14 protein-coding genes are annotated in these 16,286 nt (G+C 57.0%); 13 read left to right on the top strand and 1 reads right to left on the bottom strand.

What is annotated here, in order from left to right; all coding sequences use genetic code 11:
* The first annotated feature begins 35 nt into the window (after nt 1-35).
* The 10 genes from ccoG to rplA all read left to right on the top strand — a co-directional run bounded on the left by ccoG (nt 36) and on the right by rplA (nt 9,469).
* Complete coding sequence (gene ccoG, locus AC2FHW_RS09240) at nt 36-1,463, top strand: cytochrome c oxidase accessory protein CcoG (protein ID WP_271949814.1); 1,428 nt, start codon at nt 36-38, stop codon at nt 1,461-1,463.
* A gap of 2 nt (nt 1,464-1,465) precedes the next feature.
* Entirely contained in the window at nt 1,466-1,924 is a 459-nt protein-coding gene (locus AC2FHW_RS09235; protein ID WP_271949816.1) for a FixH family protein, read from the top strand.
* 3 nt (nt 1,925-1,927) lie between these two features.
* A complete protein-coding gene (locus AC2FHW_RS09230; protein ID WP_496702625.1) occupies nt 1,928-4,105 on the top strand; it encodes a heavy metal translocating P-type ATPase in 2,178 nt (725 codons plus the stop codon).
* A gap of 5 nt (nt 4,106-4,110) precedes the next feature.
* On the top strand, nt 4,111-4,269 hold the full coding sequence (gene ccoS, locus AC2FHW_RS09225) for a cbb3-type cytochrome oxidase assembly protein CcoS (protein WP_142636927.1): 159 nt from the start codon (nt 4,111-4,113) through the stop codon (nt 4,267-4,269).
* A 70-nt stretch (nt 4,270-4,339) separates the two neighbouring features.
* Nucleotides 4,340-4,537, top strand: coding sequence for a preprotein translocase subunit SecE (gene secE / locus AC2FHW_RS09220; RefSeq protein ID WP_142636925.1), 198 nt, complete (start codon nt 4,340-4,342; stop codon nt 4,535-4,537).
* A gap of 201 nt (nt 4,538-4,738) precedes the next feature.
* A complete protein-coding gene (gene nusG / locus AC2FHW_RS09215) occupies nt 4,739-5,272 on the top strand; it encodes a transcription termination/antitermination protein NusG (protein WP_142637254.1) in 534 nt (177 codons plus the stop codon).
* A 207-nt stretch (nt 5,273-5,479) separates the two neighbouring features.
* Nucleotides 5,480-6,265 carry a phosphodiesterase gene (locus tag AC2FHW_RS09210; RefSeq protein ID WP_496821818.1) on the top strand — a complete coding sequence of 262 codons (786 nt, stop codon included), beginning with the start codon at nt 5,480-5,482 and terminating at the stop codon, nt 6,263-6,265.
* A gap of 3 nt (nt 6,266-6,268) precedes the next feature.
* Nucleotides 6,269-7,132 (top strand): EamA family transporter, encoded by an 864-nt coding sequence (locus AC2FHW_RS09205; protein WP_496677807.1) that lies wholly within the window; start codon nt 6,269-6,271, stop codon nt 7,130-7,132.
* Between the two features lie 1,187 nt (nt 7,133-8,319).
* Nucleotides 8,320-8,769, top strand: coding sequence for a 50S ribosomal protein L11 (gene rplK / locus AC2FHW_RS09200; RefSeq protein ID WP_085823307.1), 450 nt, complete (start codon nt 8,320-8,322; stop codon nt 8,767-8,769).
* A 1-nt stretch (nt 8,770) separates the two neighbouring features.
* Entirely contained in the window at nt 8,771-9,469 is a 699-nt protein-coding gene (gene rplA / locus AC2FHW_RS09195) for a 50S ribosomal protein L1 (protein ID WP_142636917.1), read from the top strand.
* Between the two features lie 70 nt (nt 9,470-9,539).
* Here the strand turns inward: rplA and AC2FHW_RS09190 are convergent, their stop codons facing one another.
* On the bottom strand, nt 9,540-10,499 hold the full coding sequence (locus AC2FHW_RS09190; RefSeq protein ID WP_271949828.1) for a phosphotransferase: 960 nt from the start codon (nt 10,497-10,499) through the stop codon (nt 9,540-9,542).
* Between the two features lie 401 nt (nt 10,500-10,900).
* Here AC2FHW_RS09190 and rplJ point away from each other — a divergent pair, with 401 nt between their 5' ends.
* From rplJ to rpoB, 3 genes are all read left to right on the top strand, one after another.
* Nucleotides 10,901-11,419, top strand: a complete 519-nt coding sequence (gene rplJ / locus AC2FHW_RS09185) for a 50S ribosomal protein L10 (protein WP_142636913.1) — start codon at nt 10,901-10,903, stop codon at nt 11,417-11,419.
* A gap of 79 nt (nt 11,420-11,498) precedes the next feature.
* Nucleotides 11,499-11,873 (top strand): 50S ribosomal protein L7/L12, encoded by a 375-nt coding sequence (rplL, locus tag AC2FHW_RS09180; protein WP_142636911.1) that lies wholly within the window; start codon nt 11,499-11,501, stop codon nt 11,871-11,873.
* Between the two features lie 250 nt (nt 11,874-12,123).
* Nucleotides 12,124-16,257, top strand: a complete 4,134-nt coding sequence (gene rpoB / locus AC2FHW_RS09175; RefSeq protein ID WP_271949830.1) for a DNA-directed RNA polymerase subunit beta — start codon at nt 12,124-12,126, stop codon at nt 16,255-16,257.
* Nucleotides 16,258-16,286: the final 29 nt, after the last annotated feature.

The following is a 16,286-nucleotide window of genomic DNA, read 5'->3' as shown; positions in this document are numbered from 1 at the left end:
AGACGCCGTAGAACAGCTACATCTGGAGCCAGCCCGTGAGCGATTCCGACCCCGCCCCCAGCCTATACGCAGCGCGCGAACCGATCTTTCCCCGCCGCGTGTCCGGCCCGTTTCGCAACCTGAAATGGTTCATCATGGCGGTCACGCTGGGGATCTATTACGTCACACCCTGGATCAGATGGGATCGCGGTCCCAGCCTCCCGGACCAGGCGGTGCTGCTGGATCTGGCCAACCGGCGCTTTTACTTTTTCTGGATCGAGATATGGCCGCACGAGTTCTATTTCGTGGCCGGGTTGCTGATCATGGCCGGTCTGGGCCTGTTTCTGTTCACATCGGCGCTGGGGCGCGTGTGGTGCGGCTATGCCTGCCCGCAGACCGTCTGGACTGATTTGTATATCTTGGTCGAGCGCTGGATCGAAGGTGATCGAAACGCCCGTCTGCGCCTGCATCGTCAGAAAAAGATGGATTTCCACAAAGCAAGGCTGCGTGTCACCAAATGGGTCGCTTGGCTGTTTATTGGTCTGGCAACGGGTGGTGCCTGGGTGTTCTATTTCGCGGATGCGCCAACGCTGGTCCGTGACCTAGTGACCGGAGATGCACATCCGGTCGCCTATACAACCATATTGATCCTGACGGGGACGACCTTTTTGTTTGGTGGGTTCGCACGCGAGCAGATCTGTATTTACGCCTGTCCCTGGCCGCGCATTCAGGCCGCGATGATGGACGAGGATACTCTGGTGGTTGGGTATCGCGAATGGCGCGGTGAACCGCGCGGCAAAGGCAAGCGGACCGCGGATTCCGATCTTGGGGACTGCATTGATTGCATGGCCTGTGTGAATGTCTGCCCTGTCGGTATCGACATCCGCGACGGTCAGCAGCTTGAATGTATCACCTGTGCGCTGTGCATCGACGCCTGCGATGACATGATGGCCAAAATTGGCAAGCCGCGTGGCTTGATCGACTACATGGCGTTGAGCGACGAATCGAGTGAACGCGCCGGTCATCCGCCCAAGAATGTCTGGAAACACATCCTGCGGCCTCGGACCATCATGTATACGGGTATGTGGTCTGCGGTTGGCTTCGCGCTTTTGTTCGCCCTGTTCATCCGGTCTGACATTGATCTGACCGTAGCGCCGGTGCGAAACCCGACATTTGTAACCCTTTCTGACGGCACTATTCGTAACACTTATGATGTACGACTGCGGAACAAACATGGCGAGGACCGCCCATTCCAACTGACCCTGTCCGGTGATCCGGCCCTGAAGATACAGATCGAGGGGGTTGAAGGTGAGACTGTCAATGTGACGGCGGATACGGCACAGTTGACCCGTGTTTACATCGTCGCATCGGGCGACACCGGGCCAGCAACTTTGGATACGACGCCGGTCCGCATCTGGGTCGAAGACCTGCAGAGCGGTGAGCGCGCCTATAAGGACACCACGTTTAACGGACGAGGGAACTGAACATGGCTGAACGTAAATTCACCGGCAAACATGCGCTTGCTGTGTTCGTTGCATCCTTTGGCGTGATCATCACGGTGAACCTGGTTCTGGCCTATAGCGCGGTGAAGACCTTTCCGGGGCTCGAGGTCAAGAATTCCTATGTCGCCAGCCAGGAATTCAACGAACGCCTGAAGGAACATCAGGCGCTGGGCTGGTTTATCCGCGCCGAGATTTCGGGCGGATTGCTGATCCTGCATATAACCGATCAGACGGGCGCACCGGTCAAGGTGGCTGACCTGCAGGCCGTTGTGGGCCGCGCGACCCATGTCAAAGATGATTTTGCTCCTGATTTCATATTCGACGGGACTGCATATGCGACTCCGGCATCGCTGGGTCCGGGCAACTGGAACATTCGGCTGGTTGCCAAAGATCACAGCGGGGCCGAGTTTGCACAGCGCGTGCCGCTTTATGTGAAAGGCTAGGGGATGTCTGCGCAGATGTCCTCTGGCACCGCAGCTTGCCCCGGCTGTATCGCCGCCCCGGCAGAGCCCGCAAGGCCGATCCCGCAGGATGTGCAGATCGCGCTGTCATTGCCGGGAATTCACTGCTCGGCCTGTATTGCCACGGTCGAGCGTGAATTGAATGCCCAGCCCGGGGTCGAGGACGCGCGCGTGAACCTGACCTTGAAACGTGCGATGGTCAAAGCCGCGCCCGATCTGCGCGCCGCCGATCTGATCCCGGTGCTTGAACGCGTAGGCTTTGAGGCGCACGAGCTGGACCCTGGATCCCTGTCTGCCACGCAGTCCGACAAAGCTGGTCGCGACCTGTTGATGCGGTTGGCGGTGGCTGGTTTTGCCTCGATGAATGTAATGTTGCTGTCTGTCTCTGTCTGGTCAGGGGCAACCGATGCAACGCGCGACATGTTCCACTGGATTTCGGCAGCGATTGCTTTGCCTGCGATCGCGTTTTCGGCGCAGCCCTTCTTTGCCAATGCCTGGAGCGCCTTGCGCGTCGGTCGCCTGAATATGGATGTGCCGATCGTGTTGGCAATCCTGTTGGCATTGGCCACATCGCTGTGGGAAACCGCGCTGAGTGGTGAGCACGCCTATTTTGACGCCGCCCTGACCCTGACGTTCTTTCTGCTGGCCGGACGCTATCTGGACTACCGTACCCGCGCCGCCGCCCGATCCGCAGCCGAGGAGTTGACCGCGTTGGAAGTTCCGCGCGCGATCAGGCTGGCCGATGGTCAAGAAGTTGAGGTGCCCGTCGCAACGCTGAGCGTGGGTGATCTGATCCTGGTACGTCCCGGAGGCCGAATGCCGGTGGATGGCGAAATCGTTTCCGGGCAATCCGAGCTCGACCGATCGCTGCTGACGGGTGAAACCTTGCCGGTATTTGCGGAAACCGGTCTGACGGTCAGTGCTGGCGAGGTAAATTTAACGGGTCCATTGACCGTACGGGCGACAGCCGTGGGTGAGGATACCTCGCTGCACCGCATGGCCGATCTTGTGGCCATCGCGGAATCTGGGCGGTCGCGTTATACTTCGCTGGCGGATAAGGCAGCCAAGCTTTATGCACCGGGCGTGCATATCCTGTCGGCGCTGAGCTTTCTGGGCTGGTATATCTATTCCGGCGATATCCGCACCGCGCTGAATATCGCAGCAGCGGTGCTGATCATCACCTGCCCCTGTGCGCTGGGTCTGGCCGTACCGGCGGTGACGACGGCGGCCTCGGGCCGGTTGTTCCGCAAGGGGATGCTGATCAAACACGCCACAGCGCTGGAACGCCTGGCCGAGGTGGATACGGTTGTGTTCGACAAGACGGGAACACTGACCTCGGGAACGCCGGAGCTGACCAATCTTGCGGATCATGCGCCCGGCGATCTGGAAATTGCACTGGCACTGGCCGAGGCCTCGTCGCACCCGCTCTCTGTTGCGCTGGCGCAGGCTGCCCGTCAAGCGGGGGTCACGCCTGCAAATGTAGAGGGGATCTCTGAAGTTCCGGGGTACGGCACCGAAGGCATCTTTCAGGACCATCCCGTGCGTCTGGGACGCGCCGAATGGACCGGTGGGCAAGAGGCTGAACAAACTGCGGCCTGGCTGTCGTTAGCAGGGCGGGCGCCTTCAGTGTTCTTGTTCTCGGACACATTGCGCGCCGGTGCGGCTGAGGCGGTTCAGGCGTTTCGCGATGAGGGGAAAAAGGTCATTTTGATCTCGGGCGATACGCAAGGCGCGGTTGAGATGCTGGCCGGTAAGCTGGGGATTGAGACATGGATTGCGCAGGCCCTGCCGCAGGACAAGGCAACCCATGTGCAAAGCCTGCGGGATCAAGGCTGCCACGTCCTGATGGTTGGTGACGGGCTGAACGACACGGCGGCGCTGGCCGCGGCGCATGTGTCGATTTCACCGGCCTCGGCGCTAGATGCTGCGCGCGTGGCATCCGATATCGTGCTGTTGGGTAACGACCTGTCGCCGATTGCGGGTGCCTGCGATACCGCGGTTAAGGCAACGAAACGGATTCGCGAGAACTTCCGTATTGCAACCATCTATAATATCATTGCAGTGCCACTGGCGGTTGCGGGCCTAGCCACGCCGCTGATCGCGGCATTGGCAATGTCGACCTCGTCCATTACCGTTTCTCTGAACGCGCTGCGGCTAAGGTGATCTGAATGGAAGTTCTGGCCTATCTCATACCGATTTCCCTGCTTTTGGGAGGGGTTGGCCTGTTTGCGTTCATCTATACCGTTCGGTCGAACCAGTATGACGACCCTGAAGGCGATGCGCGCCGCATTCTAAGCGACGAATGGGACGATAAGCCCAAGCCCTGACGGCCCCCTTGAAATTGCCTCAATGCCCGGTTATGTCCGGCCCATCCGCTAGCAGAGAGAACAAAGCCAAATGGCAACTATGAATCCGATCCAGTTTATTCAGCAGGTCCGTGCCGAGGTTTCAAAGGTCGTCTGGCCAACCCGCCGCGAGGTGTTGCTGACCACGGTCATGGTGTTCATCATGGCAGCACTGACGGCTGTGTTCTTTGCGCTGGTCGATCTTGGTATTCGTGGTGGCCTGCAGCTGATTCTGGGCATGTTCGGTTAAACCGGGCCGGGCAGGTCGGAAACGTCGCTGCCCCCTTGCACAGCTTGCGATGTCAGAGTAGGTGACGCGGTACTATTCGGAATGGGCGTGCGGCGATTCGGGCTGTGCGCCGCTTTTTATTCCGGGTGACGCGACAGATTTTCAATAACGGCTTTTCCGGTAGATGGAATACAGCCGAAGGCAAACAAGGACGACAGGTTCATGGCGAAACGGTGGTACTCGGTCAGCGTTCTTTCGAATTTCGAAAAGAAGATCGCAGAGCAGATCCGCACGTCGGTGGCCGAGCAGGGCCTTGAGGATGACATTGACGAAGTTCTGGTGCCCACCGAAGAGGTGATCGAAGTGCGCCGGGGCAAGAAAGTCACAACCGAACGTCGCTTTATGCCGGGTTACGTGCTGGTGCATATGGAAATGTCGGATCAAGGGTATCACCTGGTCAACTCGATCAACCGGGTCACTGGTTTTCTGGGTCCGCAAGGCCGCCCGATGCCGATGCGCGATGCCGAGGTGAACCAGATCCTCAACCGTGTCCAGGAGGGTGAAGAAGCGCCCAAGCTGATGATCTCGTTCGAAATTGGCGAGAAGGTCAAGGTGAATGACGGTCCGTTCGAAGATTTCGACGGCATGGTCGAAGGTGTGGATGACGATAACCAGAAGCTGAAGGTCTCGGTCTCGATCTTTGGCCGGGAAACCCCGGTCGAGCTGGACTTCACTCAGGTCACCAAGCAAAGCTAATTTCCAATTAGCGAAATTTGACAACGCCGCGTTGCCCTGGGCACTGCGGCGTTTCTTGTTTTGGAGCCTTCAGCCCGTTATCAGACCTGGGCAAATCAGGGCGGAACTGATCTGTCGAAATCGGGATAATCTTTGTCGTAACCAATCGGGATGGAACCCGGCCGCCTGGCATATTTGGACAACCATGCAAGGCAAGTGGGCAGGTAGATGAAATTCATACATATCACAGATATCCACCTTGTTGACCAAGACGGGCACCTGAATGGTGGCGTTCCTTCGACCCAATTTGCCCGTTGCCTTGGGGATATCGCCAAATGGCATTCGGATGCAGCGTTTTGCGTGATATCCGGCGACCTGGCCGAGTTTGGAAGGGCTGAAGCCTATCAGGTGCTCAAGTCACATCTGGACGGTTTCCAGCTTCCTTGCCACCTGATGATCGGCAACCATGATGATCGTAAGGTTTTCAGAACGGTCTTTACGGATGACCCTGTGGATTCAAATGGCTTTGTTCAGCACAGCATCGAGATCGACGCGGGAAAGTTTATCTTTCTGGATACGACAAAAGACGGTGCGGATATGCATGAAGGCCAGCTGTGCACCTTGCGCTTGAATTGGCTGAAAGAACAGCTGATCTCGGCGGGGGATAAGCCCTGCTATTTGTTCATGCACCACCCGCCTTTTGACATCGGCATTCCCTATGTGGACGACATCCGCCTGGTCGAAGCCGAAGTGTTTTTTGAAACACTCGGTCACGGGCGTAACATTCGCCACGTCTTCTATGGGCATGTCCATCGCATGACCTATGTGAACTGGCGTGGCATCCCGTTCACCAGCCTGCCCAGCCTCAATCACCAAATCCCTCTGACTGCCGACAGTGTTGACGGGGAATTCTGTGATGAACCGCCAGCCTATGGAGTTGTGCAGATTGCGGACGACCAGATGACTGTGCACTATAACACCTTTCTGCAGCGCAATCCGCTTCATCAGACCTGAGATATGGAACTTGGCCTGATTGTTCTGGTTCTGATTTCGGCGGCGACACATCCGCTGCGGGATCTGTTGTTGAAAGACACGGCGCATCCGGTGTCCTGTTATGTCGGTGTGGCGCTGACCTGGGTCATTCTTGCGGCACTTCACGCCCGACTGGTTGGCCAGCCCCTGACCCTCAGCCGCGAGGTCTGGCCTCTGGTGCTGGTTTCTTCCCTGGGGTTGAGCTTTTATTACTATGGCACGCTTTCAGCCCTGCGCCGGGGCAACCTTTCGGTGTATTATCCGATCATCCGTTCCTCGCCGATTGCCATCGTTGCCTTTAGCTGGCTTGCGCTGGATCAGCAGTATTCGTGGCTCATCCTTGTAGGGATTTCGCTGGTCCTGATGGGCAGCCTGATGATCCAGAAATCTCCGGGCGGATTGCTGCATGATCACAAGGCTTTTGCGCTGGCTGTCATGGCGATGCTTGGCTCGGCCGCTTATTCGCTGAGCGATGCAGGCGCTATGCAAAAAACAACCCCCGCGCCTTTCCTGTTCTACTGTTATATCCTGGTGACATTGACCCTTGCCGGCATCCGGGCCTGGGAAGATCGCCATATGTCGACCCCATTTCTAGGCGTGGTACGAGGCTGGACACTCGCCCCGTGGCGGATCGTATTCGCAGGGATTGCGTCCTATCTATCCTACCTTTTTATCCTGAAAGCTTTCCAGTTAGGCGCCGAGGCCGCACCTGTCAGCGCGGTCCGGCAGGCCTCGATTCCGGTATCCGTAGTCCTTGCCGCGCTCGTCCTGAAAGAGCCGCGCTTTCTTCACCGCATCGGCTGGGCCTGCCTGATCGCGCTTGGGATATTGGCAATCACACAGTCCTGATTAGCCTTTGCGCGACAACTGGCAAGCAAGGCAGAGGTGCACCAGGTTTTCTACATCACTCGGCGAGGTGGCGAAGCGCCCAAGCTGATGATCTCGTTTGAAATCGGCGAGTAGATCACGGCCTACTCTGGTCCATTCGTGGATTTCGACGGGATGGTCGAGGGCGTGGATGACCAGAGGCAGGAGGCAAAATTTATTCGGTGGATTTTGAGGCGTCGCATTGCCCTAGCCAGTGCAGCATCTTGGCTGGCTGAACGTTTACATTGATGATCTGGGTTGGTACAAAACTGCCCTATTGATTTGACCGAATGTTTTTTTCGAAAAGTGACCACAAGGCGTTTTTCATGCGTGCGTTCATCTATTTTGTTTTCTTGATTTTGGCTGCGTGTACCGCTGATGTTTTGTCACCCGAAGTGTTGTCCTCGAAAGTAGCGCGCGCATCGTCCGCAGAGCTGTGTTCCGCATACCGGCTCCCAAGTACGACATTGCGGGGGAAACTGATGATCGAAGCAGAGCTGGCTGCTCGAAAAGTGAACCAATGTGGTTATAGCAATTATGGTCAGTACAGCCTGTCTACAGCTGGGACCAAATCCTACGAGCGACCGTTTTCATCCGAGGCAGCAGGGGGTGACTATGATTGTGATGACTTTCCGAATGGCGCAGCAGCGCAAAGGTTCTTCTTAGCCTCTGGTGGACCTGTATCTGATCCACATAATATGGATCTTGATGGCGATGGTCTCGCGTGTGAGTGGGGTGCTCAGATCAGGAGAGTATCTTCGTACCGCCGACCGGTTGCCAGCGTTAGGCGCGTGACCTCACGATGCTACACGGGTCCAAGAGGCGGAACCTACACAATCACGGCGAGTGGAAACAAGAACTATGGCGGCTGCTAAGTTGCTCTGATAGCGCGCAAGGTTGTGCATGTAGCGGGTGCAATCTCATTGGGCGATGACAGATGCTGGTTTGCTGTTGCTTAGCTTTTGTGCGAGGGTCGGTTTGGGTTCGATGTGGCTGCTTCAGGCCGTGATTCAAACCCTTGCCAACACTTCCGTTCCCCTGTAAATGCCGCCTCTATCGTCTTTGGGCGAGATTCTCTCGTGGGAGATTACCGGGATCGCGATCCCGGATCGGACCACGCAACATAATCTGGGTGAAACGCGTTTCACTTTAGTTGAAAGGAAAACCAAATGGCCAAGAAGCTTGCTGGTACAATGAAACTGCAGGTTCCTGCAGGTCAGGCGAACCCGTCGCCGCCAGTTGGTCCGGCGCTGGGTCAGCGCGGCATCAACATCATGGAATTCTGCAAGGCGTTCAACGCCAAGACCGCAGACATGGAGCAAGGCGCGCCTTGCCCGACCGTGATCACCTATTATCAGGACAAGTCCTTCACCATGGACATCAAGACGCCACCAGCGTCTTATTACCTGAAGAAAGCAGCTGGCCTGAAGCCGGTTGGCAAGCGTAATCGCCCCCGTGGTGCGGAAAACCCAGGTCGTGAGACCGTGGCATCCGTGACCTCGAAGCAGGTTCGCGAAATCGCCGAAGCCAAAATGAAAGATCTGAACGCCAACGACGTCGAAGGCGCAATGCAGATCATCCTGGGCTCGGCCCGCTCTATGGGCATCGAGGTGAAGTAAGATGGCAAAACTCGGTAAACGTACCCGCGCTGCGCGCGAAGCTGTCGCTGGCAAGGAAAACCTGTCGGTCGAAGAAGCAGTTGCCCTGGTCAAAGCCAACGCAACTTCGAAATTCGATGAGACCATCGAAATCGCTCTGAACCTGGGCGTTGACACCCGTCACGCGGACCAGATGGTTCGTGGCGTTGTTGGCCTGCCGAATGGCACCGGTAAAACAATGCGCGTTGCTGTATTCGCTCGTGGCCCCAAGGCTGACGAAGCGAAAGAAGCAGGCGCGGACATCATCGGCGCAGAAGACCTGATGGAAACCATTCAGGGCGGCACCATTGAATTCGATCGTTGCATAGCAACCCCGGACATGATGCCCATCGTTGGTCGTCTTGGTAAAGTTCTGGGCCCCCGCAACCTGATGCCGAACCCCAAGGTTGGCACTGTGACCATGGACGTGAAAGCGGCCGTAGAAGCAGCTAAAGGCGGCGAAGTTCAGTTCAAAGCTGAAAAAGGCGGCGTTGTGCACGCTGGCGTTGGCAAAGCGTCCTTCGACGAAGCCAAGCTGGCAGAAAACGTTCGTGCATTTGTGACCGCTGTTGCCAAAGCCAAGCCAACAGGCGCCAAAGGCACCTACATGAAGAAAATCGCGCTGAGCTCGACCATGGGCCCAGGCGTGACTCTGGATGTGGCTGCTGCTGCGGGCGAATAAGCCCCTAGCCTATAGCTAAAATGACTAGACCCGAACGGTGAAGGCTGTTCGGGTCTTTCTTTTTCAGCCCTCACTCATACACGGCTTGCAGGCGCAGGTTCAGGCGGTCTCTGCGAAAGCTCTCGTATTCGCTGCAGGATCTGTCCAATCGCCATAAGTCCAGCCAATCCATCACCAGACGTGCGCGCATGCACATATCCAGAACGTCCATCTGAATTGGATGGCGATATTTGCGAAAGAACATGTCTTTGTTCGTTTTCAGGATGCCGCTTTGATCAACCTGATCATCAGTGCCATCGCGAAAGATATCGGACTTTAGAAAGTCGACAATATCATATACAGCCAGCTTTTCCCGCGTTTCGGTAAAATCCAGGCCGATCATTTCGCCTTGCCCGACGATCAGATTTTGACTGTGAAAATCTCCGTGCGCATGGATCAGCAAGTCAGGTATGCCCTTTAGCTGTGCGGCCTCAAGGGTCAGGTGCTGAACCATCTTCTTCCCCCAAGGATGCACTGTATCCGGGACAAGGCCTAGCAAAGCCTGAAGCCTGTCGACCATCCAACTGGGCCGGAAGTTATAGGGTTTGCCGGGCTGAAAACTGTGCAGATCGTTCAGCCACGATCCGGCCCGGCGATAGATGCGGCCGATCTGGTCGTCATCCGGGCTGTTGTGGATCAGATCCGCAGCGGTGGGGCGGTCAATAAACTGCGTCACAAAAAACGCCTCACCCGGTGACATATAGACCGGATCGACAACCCCCGCGGTTTCGTGCTGCACAAAGTGGGTGGTCAGCTTTCCGAGCATATCAAACTCATCGCGCAAACGTCCCGTTCCGGGCGATTCCGTATCGACCTTTAGGGCATAGTCCCGGCGCGCACCCCGGACCCTGAGCACTATACGCGAGCCAGCAAAATCATGAGAACGATAGACGCATTCGAAACCCGCCGGGCCATCCTCGGGCGATTGATCCAGGAACTCCTGAACAAAGCCGCGCGCGCATTCGTATTCGTCTGAGGTGAGGGTCAGCATTCAGGGATGGATACCTAAGAAGAAAGGGGCTTAGCCAGACTGGACCTCAGCGCATGGAACATGTCAATCTAGGACACTGTTCCGATGTTGGCTGCGCTGCTCGATCATTTCCGGTTTCGGCCCAATTTACCCCTTGGAAACCCGGCGTAACTGCCATAAAGAGAGCTGCGAAGTAAAGCGTGCGATTCGTCGTGCGCTTTATTTTGTTTCGTCCAAGACGGTGGGTGGTGTCATCTGGCCCCTTAATTCCCTGCCTGAGACGGGTAAGACCAAAGAATTCTGAGGGCTTCGATCCTCGGGCGAATTTTGGCTAATCCCGTAACAACGGACCTGAACGCCGGAGCGTAAGCTGCGGCAAATATGAGCCGGGGTGAGATATCACCCCTAACTTGGAGAAAACTGTGGATAGAGCCCAGAAAGAGAAAGTGGTCGACGAGCTCGGCCAAATCTTCGAAAGCTCTGGCGTCGTAGTGGTTGCACACTACGCCGGTCTGACAGTTGCCGAGATGCAGGACCTTCGCGCACGTGCTCGTGACGCGGGTGGTGCCGTGCGTGTTGCCAAGAACAGGCTCGCCAAAATCGCCCTCGACGGAAAGCCATGTGAAAGCATTGCCGACCTGCTGACGGGGATGACCGTTCTGACCTATTCTGAGGACCCTGTGGCAGCAGCCAAAGTGGCCCAGGACTACGCCAAAGAGAACCAAAAGTTCGAAATTCTTGGCGGTGCAATGGGTGAGAACGCTCTGGATCGTGCCGGCGTTGAAGCCGTGTCCAAAATGCCTTCGCGCGAGGAGCTTATTGCTACTATCGCGGGCATGCTGGGCGCACCTGCTTCGAACATCGCTGGCGCAATTGGCGCACCTGCAAGCAACATCGCAAGCATCCTTTCCACCATCGAAGAGAAGGCGGAAGCTGCGTAAGCGGTTGGCACTGAATGATCTGCGTAGGGTAGTCACCCTGACGTTGGAACACACACTGTAAACGGAAAGAGCTGATAAAATGGCTGATCTGAAAGCACTCGCAGAAAGCATCGTGGGTCTGACCCTGCTGGAAGCACAAGAACTGAAAACCATCCTCAAAGACGAATATGGCATCGAGCCCGCAGCAGGCGGCGCAGTTGTCATGGCAGCCGGTGGCGACGCCGGTGGCGCAGCTGAGGAAGAAAAAACCGAATTCGACGTCGTTCTGAAGAACGCCGGCGCTTCGAAAATCAACGTGATCAAAGAAGTTCGCGGCATCACCGGTCTGGGCCTGAAAGAAGCCAAAGAGCTGGTCGAAGCTGGCGGCAAGATCAAAGAAGCTGTGTCGAAAGACGAAGCCGAAGACATCAAAGGCAAGCTGGAAGCAGCTGGCGCCGAGGTCGAACTGGCCTAAGTCAGTCTTTTGGTGCATCGCAGATGCACCGGAAATTTGGCTGGTCCCGGAGAAATCCGGGTCCAGCCGAACCTGTCTTAGAAAGGACCTCATGGATTGGGGTGTTTTCTAAGACGCGGTTCATGGATCGGGAGGCTGCCATTCGGGACGGTGGCCACGAATTGATCCGGACGTGTTGTCTCTAATGTGCAAGGCACCGGGGCCCGACGGTGTCTTTGTCCGCTGAGAACATCGAAAGGTGACATCTGACATGGCTCAATCGTTCCTTGGCCAGAAACGTCTTCGGAAATATTACGGCAAAATCCGCGAAGTGCTGGAGATGCCGAACCTCATTGAGGTGCAAAAATCTTCTTATGATCTATTCCTGCGCTCCGGCGATGCAGATGTGCCGACAGACGGCGAAGGCATCAAAGGCGTGTTCCAGTCGGTTTTCCCGATCAAGGATTTCAACGAAACCTCCGTTCTGGAGTTCGTGAAATACGATTTGGAAAAACCCAAATACGACGTCGAAGAGTGCATGCAGCGCGACATGACCTACAGCGCGCCGCTGAAAGTCACTCTGCGTCTGATCGTGTTTGATGTCGACGAGGACACTGGCGCCAAGTCGGTCAAAGACATCAAGGAACAGGACGTGTTCATGGGGGATATGCCCCTGATGACACCAAACGGGACGTTCATTGTGAACGGTACCGAGCGTGTGATCGTGTCCCAGATGCACCGTTCGCCCGGTGTGTTCTTTGACCACGACAAGGGCAAGACCCATTCCTCGGGCAAGCTGTTGTTTGCCTGCCGCATCATCCCGTATCGCGGCAGCTGGCTGGACTTTGAGTTCGACGCCAAGGACATCGTGTTCGCCCGTATCGACCGTCGCCGCAAACTGCCTGTGACAACCCTGCTGTATGCGCTGGGTCTGGATCAAGAAGCGATCATGGACGCCTATTACAACACGGTGTCGTACAAGCTGGACAAGAAGAAGGGCTGGATTGCACCGTTCTTCCCCGAGCGTGCACGCGGTACGCGTCCGACCTATGACCTGATCGACGCCAAATCCGGTGAAGTGATTGCCGAAGCGGGCAAGAAAGTCACCCCGCGCGCGGTCAAGAAGCTGATCGATGAAGGCAACGTCACCGAGCTGTTGGTTCCGTTCGATCACATCGTCGGGAAGTTTGTCGCCAAGGACATCATCAACGAAGAAACCGGCGCGATCTATGTCGAAGCTGGTGATGAGCTGACGCTGGAATACGACAAAGACGGCGAGCTGATCGGAGGCACCGCGAAAGAGCTGATCGACGCGGGCGTCACCGATATTCCGGTTCTGGATATCGACAACATCAATGTCGGCCCCTACATGCGTAACACCATGGCGGCAGACAAGAACATGGGCCGCGACACAGCGCTGATGGACATCTATCGCGTCATGCGCCCGGGTGAGCCGCCCACCGTCGAAGCGGCCTCGGCGCTGTTCGAAACGCTGTTCTTTGACAGCGAGCGCTATGACCTGTCCGCCGTTGGCCGTGTAAAGATGAACATGCGTCTGGCTCTGGATGCGCCCGATACGCTGCGCACCCTGCGCCGCGAAGACATCGTGGCCTGCATCAAGGCTCTGGTTGAACTGCGTGACGGCAAAGGGGACATCGACGATATCGACCACCTCGGCAACCGTCGTGTGCGTTCGGTCGGCGAACTGATGGAAAACCAGTACCGCGTTGGCCTGCTGCGCATGGAGCGCGCGATCAAAGAGCGTATGTCGTCGGTCGAGATCGACACCGTCATGCCGCAGGACCTGATCAATGCGAAACCGGCTGCTGCTGCTGTCCGCGAATTCTTCGGCTCGTCGCAGCTGTCGCAGTTCATGGACCAGACCAACCCGCTGTCGGAAGTCACCCACAAACGCCGTCTCTCGGCGCTTGGCCCCGGTGGTCTGACACGCGAGCGTGCGGGCTTTGAGGTGCGCGACGTTCATCCTACACACTATGGTCGGATGTGCCCGATTGAAACGCCGGAAGGCCCGAACATCGGTCTGATCAACTCGCTGGCGACCTTTGCCCGTGTGAACAAGTATGGCTTCATCGAAACACCGTACCGTGTCGTCAAAGACGCCGAAGTGACCGATGAGGTTCACTACATGTCCGCGACCGAGGAAATGCGTCACACAGTGGCACAGGCGAACGCGACACTGGATACGGATGGCAAGTTCATCAACGATCTGGTTTCGACCCGCCAGTCAGGTGACTACACTCTGGCCCCGCGCGAGAATGTGGACCTGATCGACGTCAGCCCAAAACAGCTGGTATCGGTTGCTGCATCGCTGATCCCGTTCCTTGAAAATGACGATGCTAACCGCGCTCTAATGGGCTCGAACATGCAACGTCAGGCGGTTCCGCTGCTGCGGGCCGAGGCACCGCTGATTGGTACCGGAATCGAGGAAAAGGTTGCGATTGACTCAGGTGCTGCGATTCAGGCGAAACGCGCCGGTATCATCGACCAGGTCGATGCCCAGCGTATCGTTATCCGCGCGACTGAGGATCTGGAACTGGGCGACGCTGGCGTTGACATCTATCGTCTGCGCAAATTCCAGCGTTCGAACCAGAACACCTGCATCAACCAGCGTCCGCTGATCAAAGTGGGTGACACCGTCCAGAAGGGCGAAGTCATTGCTGATGGTCCGTCGACCGATATGGGTGAACTGGCCTTGGGTAAGAACGTGGTCGTCGCGTTCATGCCCTGGAACGGTTACAACTACGAAGACTCAATCCTGATCTCGGAACGTATTGCGCGTGACGACGTCTTTACCTCGGTCCATATCGAGGAATTTGAAGTCGCCGCCCGTGACACCAAGCTGGGTCCGGAAGAGATCACCCGCGATATTCCGAATGTCGGTGAAGAAGCGCTGCGTAACCTCGACGAGGCGGGCATCGTTTACATCGGCGCGGATGTTGAACCGGGCGATATCCTGGTCGGCAAGATCACTCCGAAGGGCGAAAGCCCGATGACCCCGGAAGAAAAGCTGCTGCGCGCCATCTTTGGCGAAAAAGCATCTGACGTGCGCGACACTTCGCTGCGCGTGAAGCCGGGCGATTACGGTACGGTCGTTGAGGTTCGCGTCTTCAACCGTCACGGCGTCGAGAAAGACGAGCGTGCGCTGCAGATCGAGCGGGAAGAAGTCGAACGTCTGGCCCGTGACCGGGACGACGAGTTGGCGATCCTGGACCGCAACATCTATGCGCGCCTGCAAGGCCTGATCATGGGTAAAACCGCGGTCAAAGGCCCGAAAGGCGTCAAGCCAGGGTCGGTGATCACCGAGGACCTGTTGGAAACCCTGACCCGTGGTCAGTGGTGGCAGCTGGCGCTGGAAGATGAGCAGGACGCACAGATCGTTGAGGCTCTGAATGAGCAGTACGAAGTGCAAAAGCGTGCTCTGGACGCCCGTTTCGAGGACAAGGTCGAGAAAGTCCGCCGTGGCGACGATCTGCCGCCGGGTGTGATGAAGATGGTCAAAGTCTTTATCGCCGTGAAGCGTAAGCTGCAGCCGGGCGATAAGATGGCCGGTCGTCACGGGAACAAAGGTGTGATCTCCAAGGTTGTTCCGATGGAAGACATGCCGTTCCTGGCCGATGGTACGCCGGTTGACTTCTGTCTGAACCCGCTGGGTGTTCCTTCGCGTATGAACGTTGGTCAGATCCTTGAAACCCACATGGGTTGGGCGGCGCGCGGTCTGGGTCTGAACATCGACGACGCGCTGGGTGAATATCGCCGCTCTGGCGACCTGACCCCGGTTCGCGAAGCAATGAAGCTGGCCTATGGCGACGATGTCTATGAAGAAGGCATCACTGGCATGGACGAGGGTCACCTGATCGAGGCTGCGGGCAACGTGACCCGTGGTGTTCCGATCGCGACTCCGGTCTTTGATGGCGCCAAAGAGGCAGACGTCAATGACGCTCTGGTGCGCGCTGGCTTCTCGCAAAGCGGTCAGTCGGTTCTGTTTGACGGTCGTACGGGTGAGCAGTTTGCACGTCCGGTGACCGTGGGCATCAAGTACCTGCTGAAACTGCACCACCTTGTGGATGACAAAATCCACGCGCGTTCGACCGGGCCGTACAGCCTGGTTACCCAGCAGCCGCTGGGTGGTAAGGCGCAGTTCGGTGGTCAGCGCTTTGGTGAGATGGAAGTCTGGGCTCTGGAAGCTTACGGCGCCGCCTACACCCTGCAGGAAATGCTCACCGTGAAATCGGATGACGTCGCCGGCCGGACCAAAGTGTACGAGTCGATCGTCAAGGGCGAGGATAACTTTGAAGCGGGCGTACCGGAATCGTTTAACGTTCTGGTGAAAGAAGTCCGTGGCCTCGGCCTGAATATGGAACTCCTGGATGCGGAGGAAGAGTAGGGGCGGCAACGCCCCAAACTCATCCCATC

The organism is Ruegeria sp. YTSA108, assembly GCF_059610185.1.
Note: the sequence above shows the minus strand (reverse complement) of the source record. Positions and strands in the feature narration are given on the sequence as shown.